Annotated in this window: 11 protein-coding genes; 8 read left to right on the top strand and 3 right to left on the bottom strand. The window is 62.8% G+C overall.

From position 1 onward, the window contains the following. Nucleotides 1-152: 152 nt before the first annotated feature. The 4 genes from SINAR_RS0103270 to SINAR_RS0103255 are packed head-to-tail and all read left to right on the top strand — an operon-like array spanning nt 153 to nt 5,214. On the top strand, nt 153-1,283 hold the full coding sequence (locus SINAR_RS0103270; RefSeq protein WP_027997723.1) for an acyltransferase family protein: 1,131 nt from the start codon (nt 153-155) through the stop codon (nt 1,281-1,283). A 15-nt stretch (nt 1,284-1,298) separates the two neighbouring features. Next, the gene (locus tag SINAR_RS0103265) at nt 1,299-2,402 is read left to right on the top strand and encodes a glycosyltransferase family 2 protein (RefSeq protein WP_027997722.1); all 1,104 of its coding nucleotides are present in this window, start codon (nt 1,299-1,301) and stop codon (nt 2,400-2,402) included. Nucleotide 2,403: 1 nt separating this feature from the next. Then, nucleotides 2,404-3,411, top strand: coding sequence for a glycosyltransferase family 2 protein (locus SINAR_RS0103260; protein ID WP_033056968.1), 1,008 nt, complete (start codon nt 2,404-2,406; stop codon nt 3,409-3,411). Nucleotides 3,412-3,420: 9 nt separating this feature from the next. Further along, entirely contained in the window at nt 3,421-5,214 is a 1,794-nt protein-coding gene (locus tag SINAR_RS0103255; RefSeq protein ID WP_027997720.1) for an ABC transporter ATP-binding protein, read from the top strand. Nucleotides 5,215-5,394: 180 nt separating this feature from the next. On the opposite strand, the gene fba is transcribed toward SINAR_RS0103255, so the two are convergent. Further along, entirely contained in the window at nt 5,395-6,438 is a 1,044-nt protein-coding gene (gene fba / locus SINAR_RS0103250; protein ID WP_027997719.1) for a class II fructose-bisphosphate aldolase, read from the bottom strand. Nucleotides 6,439-7,095: 657 nt separating this feature from the next. Here fba and SINAR_RS0103245 point away from each other — a divergent pair. The 4 genes from SINAR_RS0103245 to SINAR_RS0103230 are packed head-to-tail and all read left to right on the top strand — an operon-like array spanning nt 7,096 to nt 12,395. Next, complete coding sequence (locus SINAR_RS0103245) at nt 7,096-8,694, top strand: peptide ABC transporter substrate-binding protein (protein ID WP_027997718.1); 1,599 nt, start codon at nt 7,096-7,098, stop codon at nt 8,692-8,694. A gap of 51 nt (nt 8,695-8,745) precedes the next feature. Then, a complete protein-coding gene (oppB, locus tag SINAR_RS0103240; RefSeq protein ID WP_027997717.1) occupies nt 8,746-9,669 on the top strand; it encodes an oligopeptide ABC transporter permease OppB in 924 nt (307 codons plus the stop codon). After that, on the top strand, nt 9,662-10,792 hold the full coding sequence (locus tag SINAR_RS0103235; RefSeq protein WP_027997716.1) for an ABC transporter permease: 1,131 nt from the start codon (nt 9,662-9,664) through the stop codon (nt 10,790-10,792). The genes oppB and SINAR_RS0103235 overlap by 8 nt, the downstream gene beginning before the upstream one ends. A 1-nt stretch (nt 10,793) precedes the next feature. Next, nucleotides 10,794-12,395 (top strand): ABC transporter ATP-binding protein, encoded by a 1,602-nt coding sequence (locus SINAR_RS0103230; RefSeq protein ID WP_027997715.1) that lies wholly within the window; start codon nt 10,794-10,796, stop codon nt 12,393-12,395. A 208-nt stretch (nt 12,396-12,603) separates the two neighbouring features. On the opposite strand, the gene SINAR_RS0103225 is transcribed toward SINAR_RS0103230, so the two are convergent. Both SINAR_RS0103225 and SINAR_RS0103220 read right to left on the bottom strand, forming a co-directional pair. Beyond that, on the bottom strand, nt 12,604-13,944 hold the full coding sequence (locus SINAR_RS0103225; RefSeq protein WP_027997714.1) for a sigma-54-dependent transcriptional regulator: 1,341 nt from the start codon (nt 13,942-13,944) through the stop codon (nt 12,604-12,606). Next, the gene (locus tag SINAR_RS0103220) at nt 13,941-15,761 is read right to left on the bottom strand and encodes a sensor histidine kinase (RefSeq protein WP_027997713.1); all 1,821 of its coding nucleotides are present in this window, start codon (nt 15,759-15,761) and stop codon (nt 13,941-13,943) included. Before SINAR_RS0103220 ends, SINAR_RS0103225 begins: the two co-directional genes overlap by 4 nt. Between the last annotated feature and the right edge of the window lie 148 nt (nt 15,762-15,909).

Below are 15,909 nucleotides of genomic sequence, written 5' to 3'. Positions count from 1 at the left end.
CGATTCCCCCATTCAGCCTCGAACTGTTCTTTAGCCCACCCGTCCGCCAGCTGCCGCTGGCGAGCGCTTAGCGAACCTGATTGCAAAGGATGCACCTGTTCCATGAGCTTACGGGAGAAGTTCCGCAAAGGCTGAATGCGGAGGGAGTGTTGATGCAGATGGCGCGCGACCAGCAACTGGACGGTCTGAGAGCCGTAGCGGTCACAATGGTGCTCTACGCGCATTTCTTCGCAGCCGATGGATCCCCTTGGGGTCATCTCGGCGTAAGGCTCTTTTTCATATTGAGCGGCTTCCTGATAACGCGGCTGCTGCTCGACGCGCGCGATGCCGCTCGTTTCGAGCCGGTGACGGCGCTCAGGTCGTTCTATGCGCGCCGGGCACTGCGCATCTTCCCTCCCTACTTTGCCGTGCTCGCCGCCGTTTTTTTTCTGGATATGGTCCGCTCCAGGGAAGTCCTGGCGTGGCACGCCCTCTATCTCTCGAACTTCTGGTACGCACTGCAGAACGAATGGGCGCCGTGGGTTCTCTGTCACACGTGGAGCCTGAGCATCGAGGAGCAATTCTACCTCGTCTGGCCACTGATCGTATTGCTCGTGCCGCGCCGGTCGGTCGCCGGGGTTTGCCTCGGCGTTATCGTTTGCTCGCTTGCCTACCGCTTTTACTGGCCGCTCACCGGTACGCCTTCGATCGCGCGCGATCTCCTGCCGCCGGCATCGATGGATGCGCTGGCCGCAGGTGCGCTGCTCGCCGCCCGCCCATCCTGGCGCGCGGCTTGGCCGCGATGGGCGAGACTGAGCTGGCTTCCGCTTTCGCTTGCCGCACTCGTCCTGTGGGTGAAGCCGGTTCCGATGACGCCCGTCATCGCGTGGCTTGCCTGGATAGGTTTGGAGGTTTTCCCACTCTTGCCGCTCGCCGTGCTGGTCGGCAGCTGTTCGAAGGGGATCGGCGGGCCTGCCGGGCGGCTTATCGCGCTTTCGCCGTTGGCGGCGCTCGGCCGCATCAGCTACGGCGTCTACCTTTTCCACGCCGTCGTGCTGGCTCTGGTTGTTCAAGCGCAGCCTTTGATCCCGGTGAATGTCTCGAGTCAGGGGGCAGGGCGGTTCGTCGTCGCCGGCGCTCTGACCTTGCTTCTTGCCTCGGCATCCTGGCTGCTCTTCGAGAGGCCCCTGAACGGACTGAAGCGCCACTTTCCTTATGTTCGTCCAGACGGCGGAGCAGGGGCGGCAATTGCAGTTCCCGGTACCAGGCGCGACGAAGCCCTGCAGCCCCAGAATCTTCGATAAGCACACGAGCCGAACATGCCGACGCCCCTCGTCTCCGTCGTCCTGCCTGTCTACAATGCCGAGCCATATGTTGCTGCAGCTATCGAGAGCCTGTTGCGCCAGGAACACGAACGTCTGGAAGTGATCGCGATCGACGATGGATCGACGGATCGGTCACGGGACATTCTCGAGCGCTACCGCAAGGCCGACGCTCGCCTGTCCATCATTTCCCGCGAGAACCGCGGTCTCATATCGACCCTGAATGAAGGCCTCGCGCTCGCGAACGGCGAGCTTGTCGCGCGGATGGACGCCGACGACATCGCCTATCCGTCGCGTTTGTCGCGGCAGGTCGCGCTGTTTGCGAAGGAGCCTCGGCTCGCCCTATGCGGCACCGGCATCGACATGCTGATCGGCAACCGCGTCCTGCGCGGCAAACCAAATCCCGTCTATCAGACGGGAAGTCTGAGGATCTTGTCGCTGTTCTTCACGATCTTCATGCATTCGACCGTGGTCTATAACCGGCAAGTCATCCCGGAAGAGATGCTCCGCTACGATCCGAATTATGTGCATGCGGAAGATTTCGATCTCTTCAGGCGGATCGCGGATCGGTTTCCAGTTCACATGCTCGATGAGGCCCTGGTCGCCTATCGCATCCATGAGGACAGCGTCACCAGCAAGCACAAGCGGCAGATGCGCCGCACTCATTTGACTATCGTCGCCCAAAACCTGGCACGGGAGGCGCTTGTCGCGGATTCCGGTGTGCTGCAGGCGATCGGGGCCACGGTAACGAGCGAGACGGTGGCACGTTCGGCCGACTGGATACTCGAGCTCGAGCGCAAGATTTCGGCGCTGCCGGCGGAGGTACGCCATGCCTATGAGGAAGGCGCCCTTTGCTTCTTCTATTTCCTCTACCAGCTCATCGCCGACGAGGAACAGCCGCGGCTGACCCATGAGTTCCTGACTCGGACGGGAAAATGGGGCCTGATTCGCCGCCGTGAGCGGTACGGGCTGCTTGCGGCGGCCCGCGCACCTTGGTGCAGTCTCGTTTCGCTCGCTGCGAGCAAGCGGCTGGATCGGCTCGCGCGCCGCCTGCAATCGGTGCCCGCTGCGACCGTTCTGCCTGAATATGGCTCAAACTGAAATGGAGTTCGAACAGTCCGCAACAACGCAAGAACGCCCAAGCGTACCGGCCGACGGTGCGGAGCCGTTCGCCAGCTTCATCGTCTGCACGCGCAACCGCATCCGGACGCTTGGTGCCTCGATCCGGTCGATTGAAACCGCATGCTGTGCCCATGCTGGGGTTGGGAGCGAACTCGTCGTCGTTGACAACGGCTCCACGGACGGCACTGCGGACGAACTCGCCCGCATAGCGTCGTGTTCGAAAATGCCGATCACGCTGGTCGCCGAGCCTCGCTCGGGCCTCGCCGTTGCACGCAATGCCGGGATGGCGCGTGCGCGCGGCCGGGTCCTCGTTTTCATCGACGACGACTGCGAGGTGGACAGGAATTATCTCGCCGACCTCGAACGGCATTACGCCAACGGCGAACAGCGCGTGATCCGCGGGGGACGCGTCGAACTGGGCGACCCCGCCGACCTGCCGTTCACTATAAAGCGGTCGAAGGTCGCGGCACGCCTGACCCCCGATGTCCATCCCGGTGGCTTCGTGCTTGGTTGCAACATGACAATGCATCGCGAGGTGGCGGCACGCATTGGTCTCTTCGACGAGCGATTCGGCGCCGGAGCGCCGTTGAAAGCCGCCGAGGACACGGACTACCTGGTGCGTGCGTTCCAGCTCGGCATTCCTGTCGAATACGTGCCGGACATGATCGTCCACCATCATCACGGCCGCCGTCTTCGTGCGGCGATCGAAGAGCTTCATCGCAACTACAGCCTTGGAAATGGCGGACTCTGTCTTAAGCACCTCCTCGGTGCGCCGTGGCTTCTCAAACATTTCGGCTGGACCGTCAGATCGGCGTGCGGCGAAGCTTTCGGCGGGGCCCGTTTCGATCCTAAACTGCAATTGTCGCATTGGCCGATCGTTTCGATGAATATCGTCGGCGCCGCGCGCTTCGCGCGGCTTGCCATGACAAGCCTGGCGCCGCGGACCGAACGGCGTCAGGCCGAACAAGCAGCGTCGAAGCTCAGGTGAGGACCGTACATGCGCAGATTCCTATTGCCAGGCCTTGAGGTCCTGCGCGGTGCGCTGGGGCGGCAAATGCGCCTGCTGCCGGCCGTCGTCATTCTCGGCCTTGCCAGCGCTGCGCTCGAAGGCGCCGGCATCGGCCTCATCATACCCATGCTTGGCATCATCGCCGGGGACGGCCAGGCCGCCGGCTTGAGCGGTATCTCCGCTTACTTTCAAGGGATAGGAGAGAGTCTGGGCGACCGCGAGCGGCTGCTGGCGATTGCCGGCGCCGTCCTTGCGCTGATCGCGCTCAAGAACATCCTCGCCTTTGCAAACACGCTGCTCACGACCTTCATCTACGGCAAGGCCAGTCACGCCATCCGCAGCGCGCTCGCAGATCAACTCTTGCGGATAGGATACCCGTTCTTCATGCAGCAAAATCCCGGCCGGCTGCTCAACATCATCTCCAACGAGTCCTGGCGGGCCTCCGACGCGATCCAGACGATCCTCTCGGCTATCGTGCACGGTTCGGCGGCCGTCATCCTGCTCGCTTTTCTCTTGCTCATGTCCTGGCAGATGACGCTCTTCGTGGCGCTCGGCCTCGTTCTCGTCCAGCTTGCCCACGCGGCCCTTTCGGCAACGCTCAAGGGGCCGAGCCGCCATGTGACGTCCTTCAACAGCGAGCTTGCCGCCAGGATGCTGCATCTCGTTCACGCCGGAAGGCTGATCCGTGCATTTGGCCAGGAGCTGCGCGAGAAGAAGGCGTTCGATTCCGCATCAGACGCCGTTCGCCGGGCCGGTATCGTGCTCCAGTCGCGCCAGGGCGCGCTGCCGCCGCTGACCGAAGTGCTGCACTCGGCGCTGTTTCTGGCCGTGGTCGTGAGCGCCTGGTCCGTCGGAGTCAGCTTTCCGGTAATCGTAGCCTTCGTCGTGCTGCTATATCGGCTGCAGCCGCATATGCGCGCCCTGCAGATGTCCTGGAGCCAGATTCTGGGCTGGAGCGGGTCGCTCGAAGAGGTGCGATGGCTTCTCGACTCCTCCGACAAGCCGATGCCCCCCAAGGGCGACGCACCTGTCGACGGTTTATACCAGGGCATGAAATTCGACCGGGTGACCTTCCGGTATCCCGGTTCCGAGGTGCGCCCGCTGGTGCTGCGTTCTGCGACCTTCGAAATCCGCAGCGGCCGCTCGACCGCAATCATCGGCCGTTCCGGGGCAGGAAAGACGACGATCGTCAATCTCCTTTGCCGCTTCGTCGAGCCTGATGAAGGCCGCATCCTCGTCGATGGCGTGCCGCTCGGCGAGATTGATCCCGTCCAGTGGCGTCGCCAGATCGCCGTCGCCAGTCAGGACCTCGAACTGGTGGACGGCACCGTCCTTGAAAACATCACTTATGGTCAAAGCGCTACGCCTGCGGAAGCGGAACGCGCCGCGAAGCTGGCCGAGGCGCACGGCTTCATAGAACAGCTACCGCAGGGCTATGAAACCGTCGTCGGCTACCGGGGGGCAAGCCTCTCGGCCGGGCAACGCCAGCGCATCGCGCTCGCCAGAGCGCTGGTGCGCGATCCGGCGATTCTGATCCTCGACGAGGCGACGAACGCAGTCGACGGTCTGTCGGAGGCGGCGATCGTAGAGACGCTGAGATCGAGGGCCGGCAGGCGCACGACGATCGTGATCAGCCATCACAGGAGCACGATCTCGTTCTGCGATGACGTCGTCGTGCTCGGCTCCGGGCGCGTTAAGGGCCAGTCCGCCCTCGCGGACGTCGCATCGCTCAGCATGGACCAGCTCTACGAGCACGAGACGCGCGCGGAAAGCGGAAATTGAGATTTGCGCCACAATGCATTGCCTGCCGCCCTGTCCCCATGGAGAGACTATGCACGGCAAGACTCCGAGCTTCCATCGAAGACCGGGCGTGCTGTGGGCGCGCGGGGTAGCCGGCTGTCCTCTCCCCTGCGGGGGAGCCGGGAGGCCCAAGGGAGGCTGCGTCCGCTTTGCGTCCAGACCTCAGGCGGCTGCGTAGCGCTTGGCCATTTCCGGCAATCTCAGCACGCGGATCTTCGATGCCTGGCCGGCAGAGCGGAAGGCCTCGAAACGCTCCTTGCAGACCTCGGTCATATGGGCGATCGCCGGCTTCAGATAATTGCGCGGGTCGAAATTGTCCGGATGCTCGATGTGGTGCTTGCGGATTTCGCCGGTGAAGGCAAGCCGGAGATCCGTATCGATGTTGACCTTGCGTACGCCGAGCGGGATGGCCTTCTGAATCTCTGATACGGGCACGCCCCAGGTCTTCTTCATCTTGCCGCCGTAGGCGTTGAAGAGTTCCTGGAGATCGGCAGGCACGCTTGAGGATCCGTGCATGACGAGGTGCGTGTTCGGCAGGCGCTTGTTGATCTTGGCGATCGTCTCGATCGATAGGATTTCTCCGTCGGGCTCGCGCGTGAACTTGTATGCGCCATGGCTGGTGCCGATCGCCACCGCAAGGGCATCGACGCCGGTCTTCGAGACGAAGTCCAGGGCCTGCTCGGGATCGGTCAGCAGTTCCTCGCGCGAGAGCTTGCCTTCGAAGCCATGCCCGTCCTCCTTGTCGCCGGCGCCCGTTTCCAGATTGCCTAGACAGCCGAGTTCCCCCTCGACGGAAACCCCCGCCGCATGGGCGATCTTCACGACCTCGGCGGTAACGGCGACATTGTACTCGTAGCTCGCGACGGTCTTGCCGTCCTTCTCCAGCGAACCATCCATCATCACCGAGGTGAAGCCATTGGTGATCGCCGAGATGCACGTTGACGGCTGGTCGCCATGGTCGAGATGCAGACAGACGGGGATATGCGGGTATTCTTCCGCAGCGCCGAGGATCAGATGGCGGAGAAAGGCATCGCCGGCATAGGCCCGCGCGCCGCGGCTCGCCTGCAGGATGACAGGAGAGTCGGTCGAATCGGCGGCCCTCATGACCGCCTGAATGTATTCGAGATTGTTCACATTGAAGGCCGGCAGCGCATAATTGTTCTCCGCCGCGTGGTCGAGCAGTTGCCGCAATGTGATCAATGCCATTCTTAGCTCCCTGATGCTTTGCGCCACTCCGGGCGCCGAATTCAAGGGCACAATAATTCATGCGGACCTTTTGGCAACCGGCCAGACGGGCCGACAAGTCACTTGATGGACGTGCGTCAGACGAAATTGCTGTGGATGAGAAATACCTCTGCAAAAAATCGCTGTTTTCGCCCTCTGGTGGTGCTGTCAGTCTCGGATGCGACCCACCGAGCAGCGGCAGATTTCGCCGGCCGTCCGCTGGTCCGCCCACGGATCCCGGCAGGGGTTCGGATCCGGCGCTGTGCCGCGCAGGAAGAACGAATTGCAAAAAGATTGCAGCGAGGCGCGCAATTTTTTGTGCATATTACGTAAAGTGCCGCTACAATTCATGAAGGTTGCATGACGGCGTCTTTCGAAGCGTCCCAGCGAGGATGAGCGCAACTTGCCGAAGCGGTCTACAACGTTGCAGGTCGACATCGGCACTCGGGTGCCGGGTAAGGGCTGGTGTCGCGAACGGGACGAAATTCAACGCAAATTGATATGCAACCTATGCGGTTATCGGCATTCCAAATTTAAAGAGAAGGATGCATTTTCCGTGCAAATCGCCTTGCCTTTACTGGGAATTTGCACTTCTCTCCTGCGATCAACAAACCCAAAACGAGGGGAAGGAGAAGAAAAATGGCTTCACTGAAACTCAATCTGAGGGCTGCCGCGCTCATCGGCTCGCTGCTCATCGGCGCAAGTCCCGCGCTCGCCGAGGCGGTACTCCACCGCGGCAATGCCGGTGAGCCGCAGACACTCGATCAGGCCCATACCTCGATCAACATCGAGGAGTTCATTCTCAAGGACCTCTATGAAGGTCTGACGATCTACGACGCCGCAGGCAAGATCGTCCCGGGCGCCGCCGAAACCTGGGAGCTTTCGGATGACGGCACCGTCTATACCTTCAAGCTGCGTGCGGATGCCAAGTGGTCGGACGGCTCGCCGGTGACGGCCGAAGATTTCGCCTTCTCCTTCCGTCGCGTGGAGGATCCGAAGACGGCGGCCGAATACGCCAATATCCTCTTCCCGATCAAGAACGCCGAAAAGGTCAACAAGGGCGAACTGCCGGTCGACCAGCTCGGCGTGAAGGCCGTCGACGAGAAGACGCTCGAAGTTACCCTCGAGCGGCCGACGCCGTTTTTCCTGGAACTGCTCGCACACCAGACGGCACTTCCGGTCAGCAAGGCAAGCGTCGAGAAGAACGGCGCGGATTTCGTGAAGCCGGGCGTGATGGTTTCGAACGGCGCCTTCAGGCTGACGGCGCATGTGCCGAACGACAGCCTGACCGTGGAGAAGAACACGAATTACTGGGATGCCGCCAACGTCAAGCTCGACAAGGTGATCTTCTATCCGATCGACGACCAGGCGGCTTCGGTGCGTCGTTTCGAAGCGAAGGAGATGGACCTCGCCTACAACTTCTCGGCCGACCAGATCGAGCGCCTGCGCACTTCCTATGGGGAGCAGGTGCACGTCTCTCCGACGCTTGCCACCTACTACTACGCTTTCGACACGCGCCAGGAGCCCTATAACGATGTCCGCGTCCGCCGGGCACTCTCGATGGCAGTCGACCGCGACTTCCTTGCCAAGGAAATCTACAGCGGCTCGCAGCTGCCGTCCTATTCGATGGTGCCGCCTGGCATCGAGAGTTACGGCGACCCGGCCAAGGCCGATTTCGCGGACATGTCGCAGCTCGACCGCGAGGACAAGGCGATCGAGTTGATGAAGGAAGCCGGCTACGGCGAAGGCGGCAAACCGCTCAACATCGAAATCCGCTACAACACCAACCCCAACCATGAGCGTGTCGCGACCGCCGTTGCCGACATGTGGAAGAACACCTTCGGCGCCAAGGTGTCGCTCGTGAACCTCGACGTGTCGTCGCACTACGCCTATCTCCAGGAGGGCGGCAAGTTCAACGTCGCGCGCGCCGGCTGGGTCGCCGATTATGCCGATGCAGAGAATTTCCTGGCGCTCAGTCTCAGCACCAATAAGACCTTCAACTACGGTCACTTCGAAAACGCCGAATTCGATGCGCTGATGAAGAAGTCCTATGAAGAACAGGATCCCGACGCACGTTCGAAGATCCTGCACGAGGCGGAAACGCTGCTGATGAAGGAACAGCCGATCGCGCCGTTCCTGACCCAGGCGGACCTCTGGCTGGTTTCGGAGCGGGTCAAGGGCTGGGTGGACAATGCGCCGAACGCGCATCTGAGCAAGTTCCTGAGCATCGCCGAATAACGAAAAGAGACGACGCGCGGGCACCCGCGCGTCGTCTCCGGAGCCAAGTCCATGATCTCCTTCATCCTTCGCCGGCTGGCGAGTGCGGTGCCGACGCTGTTCATCGTCGTCACGATATCCTTCTTCCTGATGCGGTTTGCCCCTGGTGGGCCCTTCAACCTCGAACGTCCTCTCCCGCCCTCCACGATGGAGAACCTGATGAGGACCTATCACCTCGATCAGCCGCTCTGGCGCCAATACGTCACCTATCTCAGCAATGCGGTCACCGGTGATTTCGGTCCGAGCTATATCTACCACGACAACAATGTCGCGCAGCTGATCGGCAAGGGCCTGCCCTATTCGATGGAGCTCGGCTTCTATGCGCTGATACTGGCGGTCGTGGGCGGCGTCATAACCGGAACGATCGCCGCATTGCGGCAGAACAGCTTCCTGGATTTCGCGGTCATGTCGGTGTCCACGATCGGGGTCACCGTTCCGAACTTTGTCGTCGGTCCGGTACTGACGCTGATCTTTGCGATCATGCTCGCATGGCTGCCTGCAGGCGGTTGGGGCGACGGGTCCCTCCGCTTCCTGATCCTGCCGATGATCGCCCTCGCGCTTCCCCAGCTTGCAGTCTTCGCCAGGCTCACGCGCGGATCGATGATCGAGGCGCTGAACACGGACCATATCCGCACCGCGAAGGCCTATGGCCTGCCGTCCCGCGCCGTCGTCGTAACGCACGCCATGCGCGGTGCCATGCTGCCGGTCGTCTCCTACCTTGCTCCGTGCGCGGCCGCCCTGCTTACGGGCTCGGCCGTGGTGGAGACGATCTTCACCATTCCGGGCGTCGGGCGCTACTTCGTTCTGGGAGCGATCAATCGCGACTACACGCTGGTGATGGGTACGGTGATCCTTATCGCCATCTTCGTCATCCTCTTCAATCTTCTGGTCGATATTCTCTACGGCCTGCTCGACCCGAGGGTTCGCCATGACTGATATCGTTCAGATCCCGGTATCGACGCCTGAAACCAAGGGCCGAAGCCTCTTCCAGCTTGCGGCGCTGCGTTTTCGCCGCAATCGTCCCGCCATGGCAGGCTGCGTCATGCTGGTGCTCATCGCGCTCTTTTCCTTCGCCGGGCCGCTTTTCTCCCCCCACAGCTACGATCAGGTCTTTCCTTCCTATGTCACGATCGGCCCCAGCCTCGAGCCGCGGCCGGATACCTCCACGCTTCAGGACGTGATGGAGGCGGTAGCGGCCCGCGCCCGCGTCACGCTTACGGAATTCAGCGTCGAGGGCCAGAGCTTCACCGCCACGGTTACGTCGGATGAGCCGATCGATCCGCGCGCCACCCGCTATTTCGACCGGGCCAACGAATTCGAGGGCACCGCAGTCGTGGCGACCGAGGACGATGGTCGCAGGTTGAAGCTCGAAGGCCGGGTGGATCGCGAATATTTCCCGTTCGGCACGGACACCAACGGTCGCGACCTGCTGGTCCGCGTGATGCTGGGCGGACAGATCTCCATCGCCGTCGGCCTGCTGGCGAGCCTCGTCTCGCTCGGTATCGGTGTCGTATACGGGGCGACGTCCGGTTATATCGGCGGGCGCGTCGACAATGTCATGATGCGCCTCGTTGAGATTCTCTACTCGTTGCCCTTCGTCTTCCTCGTCGTGGTGCTCGTCGTCTTTTTCGGCCGCAGCTTCATCCTGATTTTCCTGGTGATCGGCGCGGTCGAATGGCTGGACATGGCCCGCATCGTCCGCGGCCAGACGCTGGCGCTCAAACGGCGCGAATTCGTAGGCGCGGCGCAGGCGCTCGGCCTTACCGACTGGCAGATCATCCGCCGGCACATCATTCCGAACACGATCGGTCCGGTCATCGTCTTCGTCACCGTCGTCGTACCGAAAGTCATCCTGCTCGAGAGTTTCCTGTCGTTCCTCGGACTGGGCGTGCAGGCACCGCTTACGAGCTGGGGCGCGCTGATCTCGGAAGGTGCGAACAACATCCAATCGGCGCCGTGGCTTTTGATCTTCCCCGCCATCTTCTTCGTCGTGACGCTGTTCTCGCTGAATTTCGTCGGCGACGGCCTGCGCGATGCGCTCGACCCGAAGGACCGCTGACATGATAGAGACGAAGGACACCATCCTTGCCGTGCGTGGGCTCAAGGTCGACTTTGCCACGCCCGACGGCGCCGTCGAGGCGGTCAAGGGCATCGATCTCGACGTCCGCTCCGGCGAGACGCTCGCGGTGGTCGGCGAATCCGGCTCGGGCAAGAGCCAAACCATGATGGGGATCATGGGCCTCCTCGCCAAGAACGGGACAGTGACCGGTTCGGCACGCTACCGTGGCCAGGAGCTCGTAGGACTTGCACCGAAGGCCCTGAACGCCGTGCGCGGCTCGAAGATTACCATGATCTTCCAGGAGCCGATGACCTCGCTCGATCCGCTTTACACGATCGGCCGCCAGATCGCCGAGCCGATCGTCCATCACCGCGGCGGCAGCTTCAAGGAGGCGCGCAAGCGCGTCCTCGAGCTCCTGGAGCTCGTCGGCATTCCCGAGCCGGGGCGGCGCATCGACAGCTATCCGCACGAGCTCTCCGGCGGACAGCGCCAGCGCGTGATGATCGCCATGGCGCTTGCCAACGAGCCGGACATCCTGATCGCCGACGAGCCGACAACGGCCCTGGACGTGACGATCCAGGCCCAGATCCTCGATCTGCTCAAATCGCTGCAAAGGCGCTTCGGCATGGCGATCGTGCTGATCACGCACGACCTCGGTATCGTCAAGCACTTCGCCGACCGGGTTGCGGTCATGCGCCGCGGCGAGGTCGTGGAGCAGGGGACGACGGACGAGATCTTCGTGCGGCCGAAGGCCGATTATACGAAAATGCTGCTGGAAGCCGAGCCGAGCGGGCGCAAGGCTTCGCCGCCGGAAAACGCCCCGATCATCCTGGAAGGCCGCAATGTCGCTGTGGACTATACGATTCCCGGCGGCCTGTTCCGCGGAGCATCCTCCGCTTTCCGCGCCGTCGACGGCGTCAGCCTCAGGCTCAGGCAAGGTCAGACGATCGGCATCGTCGGCGAGTCCGGTTCCGGAAAATCGACGCTCGGCCGGGCGCTGCTGAGGCTTTTGCCGAGCAGCGGCTACTACCGTTTCGGCTCGACCGACATTTCCGGCTTCGACCGCGGCGCGATGCGGCCCCTGCGGCGCGAGCTCCAGCTCGTCTTTCAGGACCCTTACGGTTCGCTCTCGCCGCGCCGGACCGTGGGGGAAATCATCACCGAAGGCCTCCATGTGCACGAGCCGGACCTGAGCCGGGCCGACCGCGACCGCAGGGCTATCGCCGCACTGAAGGAAGTCGGTCTCGATCCCGCATCCCGCAACCGCTATCCGCATGAGTTCTCCGGCGGACAGCGCCAGCGCATCGCGATCGCCCGCGCGATGATCCTGAAACCGAAGGTCGTCATTCTCGACGAGCCGACTTCAGCTCTCGATCGATCGGTGCAGGGGCAGGTGATCGAACTCCTGCGTGACCTGCAGGCGAAACACGGCCTCTCCTACATCTTCATCAGCCACGATCTTTCGGTGGTGAAGGCGATGTCGGACTATGTGATCGTGATGAAGAACGGCCGGATCGTCGAAGAGGGGGAAACGGACGCGATCTTCGAATCGGCGAGGGAGCCCTATACGAAGACGCTGATCGGGGCGGCGTTCAACGTGTGAGACGGCCAATCTCGCTCGCCTCGGATTGCCCCTCATCCCGCTGCCGCGACCTTCTCCCCGCAGGCGGGGAGAAGGGACTAGCCGGGCCGACTTCGTTACCATCATCGCAAGCATTTTTCAGGCACGTCCCCTCTCCCCGCGCGCGGGGAGAGGGCTAGTTCCTCGGGTTAAACCCGAGGAGAGGGGCAGCCTGGCCCTCGGAGCTCAATCACTCCTCCGACAACGTCCTCTTGTCGAGCCCGAACTTCTGCATCTTCTCGTAAAGCGTCTTACGCGAAATCCCGAGAGACTCGTAGACCGGTTTCAATGCGCCGCCATGGGCGGCGAGCGCGCTGGCGATGACGCTCTTTTCGAATGCGGCTACCTTGTCGGCCAGCCGCGTGCCGTTCACCGGTGCGGGCGCCTCTGCGCGTTCGGCCTCGAGGCCGAGGACCAGACGCTCGGCGGCATTGCGCAGCTCGCGCACATTGCCCGGCCAGTCCCGTGCGGCCATTTCCGAGGCAAGCACGGGCGAGATCTCGATATCGTCCCGCCCGTAACGGGCGGCGGATTCGCGGACGAGCTGCATGAAGAGCAGGGGGATATCGGAGCGGCGCTGCGAAAGCGTCGGCACGCGCAAGGTTGCGACGTTCAACCGATAAAGCAGGTCGGCACGGAACCGGCCGGCTGCTACCTCGCGCTCCAGGTCGACCTTGCTGGTGGCGACGAAGCGAACGTCGAGCGCTACGGTCTCGTTCGAGCCGAGACGGGTTATGACCCGCTCCTGCAGCACGCGAAGGAACTTTGCCTGAAGATCGAATGGCATTGAGCCGATTTCGTCGAGCAGGATGGTGCCGCCGCGGCCGTGTTCGAATTTGCCGTAGCGGGGCCTGAGCGCTCCGGGGAATGCGCCGGGTTCGTGGCCGAAGAGTTCGCTCTCGATCAGATTTTCCGGAAGAGCCGCACAGTTGATGGCGATGAACGGCCCGCTCGCGCGGCTACTCAGATCGTGGAGCGCGCGGGCGACGACTTCTTTGCCCACCCCGGTTTCGCCGATGATCAGCGTATCGGCATCGGAGGCGCCGATCGCCCTGATGCGATAGCGCAGGTCTACCATCGCCTGGCTTCGCCCGGGCAGCCGCTGCTCGATGTCGTCGCGTTTGCCGGCAACGGCCCGCAGCCGGCGGTTTTCGAGCACGAGACCGCGCCAATCGAGCGCCCGGCGGATGGTTCCGGCAAGCGTCTGGGCCGTGAAGGGCTTTTCAACGAAGTCATAGGCGCCCTCGCGCATCGCCCGGACCGCGAGCTGCACGTCGCCGTGGCCGGTGACCAGGATCACCGGCAGTTCGGTATCGATCTCCCGGATGCGCTGCAGAAAGGTCATTCCGTCCATGCCGGGCATGCGGATATCGCTAATGACGACACCGTGGAAGCTGAAGGCGATGCGTTCGAGCGCATGCTCGGCGCTGGCGAACGTATCTACCCGGAAGCCCGCGAGTTCCAGCGCCTGAGCGCTGGAACGGCGTAATTCCTCTTCATCGTCGACGAGCAGGACGCGGCTTTCGCTCATTCGGCGGCCTCCCGCCCGGCTTCCCCGGCAAGGGCCAGCTCGATGCGAAAGACCGCGCCGCCGTCCGGATGGTTCGACACGGTCAGGCTGCCTCCGAAATCCTTGATGATGTTGTAGGAAATGGACAGGCCGAGGCCAAGGCCCCTGCCGACGCCTTTGGTGGTGTAGAATGGATCGAAGATGCGTTCCGCGACAGCCGGCGCGACGCCCGCGCCGCGATCGCGCACCGTAAGCACGACCCTCCCGCTTTCGCGCCACGCGCGCACGGAAAGCCTGCGATCGGCAAGTCCCTCGACGGCGTCGGCGGCATTGGAGATGACGTTGACGAGCACCTGCTGCAGCCGGACAGAACCGGCCCGGACCGTCAGTTCCCCGCCGAGGTCGATGTCCAGCTCCGCACCCGCCGCCTTTACGCGTGCGGCCACGATCTCGAGCGTGTCGCGAATGACTTCGTCAAGACGAACAGGGCCCAGTTTCTCATTGGGCTTTCGGGCAAAGTTGCGCAGGTGGCGACTGATTGAGGCCATACGATCGATAAGGCCCGAAATCCGCCGGACATTGTCGCTTGCCTCGGCCGTGCGGCCGCGTTCGATCAGCAGGGCGGCGCTGTCGGCATAGGTCTTGGCGGCGGCAAGCGGTTGGTTGAACTCGTGCGACAAAGCAGCGGACATCTGCCCGAGACCGGCGAGTTTGCCAGCCTGGATGAGATCGGCCTGGGTCTGGCGCAGCTGCTGTTCGGTCAGCCGCCGTTCGGCGATCTCCGCTTCGATCTGCGCGTTGACACGCGCAAGATCGGCCGTGCGTTCTTCGACGCGGCGTTCCAGTTCCTCCTGCGCCTGCTCCTGCATCAGGATGCGTTCCCGGAGGCGTGCCCGTCGCTGAATGACGATCGCGATGGCCAGCGCAGCAAGGCAAAGAAGCAGCATGGCGGCCGCGACGGTGGTAAGGGCCTGCGTCCGGACGGAAGCCGTATCCGTCAGCACGTTTACGGTCCAATCCGCCTCGGGCATGTAATGCGAGAGGACCAGATATTCCCGTTCGCGGACGTCGGACACCCTCAGCAACCGGTGCCCGGAAAACTCGCTTCGAACGACCGGCAGCTGACGAACCGCCGCATCGGCATAGCGCCGGGAGGCTTCGGTCCGGGCAAGCCGCTCCGGGGTCAGCGGCAGGATTCCGGCATAGAGCCATTCCGGGTTGCCGCTCATGAAGATGATGCCCTCCGGGTCGGAGACGAAAATCCGGTACTCGCCGCCCTGCCAGGAGGCTTCGATGGTTTCGATATCAACCTTGAAAACGATCACGCCGCGGATGTCCCCGCCGACACGCACCGGCGCACCGAAGTAGTAGCCCCGCTTCGACGATGTCGTGCCCAGCGCGTAGAAGCGGGACTGCTCGCCCTTGAGAGCGTGCTGGAAATAGGGGCGATAACTGAAATTCTCGCCGACAAAGCTCGTCGGTCCATCATAATTGCTGGCCGCTATCGTGTTGCCGTCCGGCGTGATGACGTAGATGTCGGAAGACTTGAGGAGTTCGTTGATCTCCTTGAGATAGGAATTGACGGCGGCGCGCAGCCGCCGGTCGCCCGGACGTGTCACCAGTTCCTTGACGTCGTCATGATCGGCGATGAGCGCGGGCAGGGCTTGATAGCGGTTCAGGTGACCGCTGAGAGCGGCGACGGCCAGCCGCAGCGCCGTGTTCGCCTGCGACGAGGCCTCCTGCATGTAGCTGCGCGTGGCGACGGCGTTTCCCTGCAGGGCTATCAACCCGGCGGCCGCCGGGACGAGAAGGAGCGCAAGAAAGAAACGGTATTTCACGGAATGCCCGGGCTCCTCCTCCCGCTCGCGGTCTGGCCGCAGGTTTGGGCGACCGTGGCGATGCTAGATGGCGCCCTGACGCGTGGCAAGCCGCCATGCGGGCGCTCCTCTTCTGTGGGGCTAAATTGTTAACGGTGTTCCGTGCGTG

It is taken from the genome of Sinorhizobium arboris LMG 14919, from assembly GCF_000427465.1.
Taxonomy (GTDB): domain Bacteria; phylum Pseudomonadota; class Alphaproteobacteria; order Rhizobiales; family Rhizobiaceae; genus Sinorhizobium; species Sinorhizobium arboris.
This window is presented reverse-complemented; position numbering and strand designations above follow the sequence as displayed.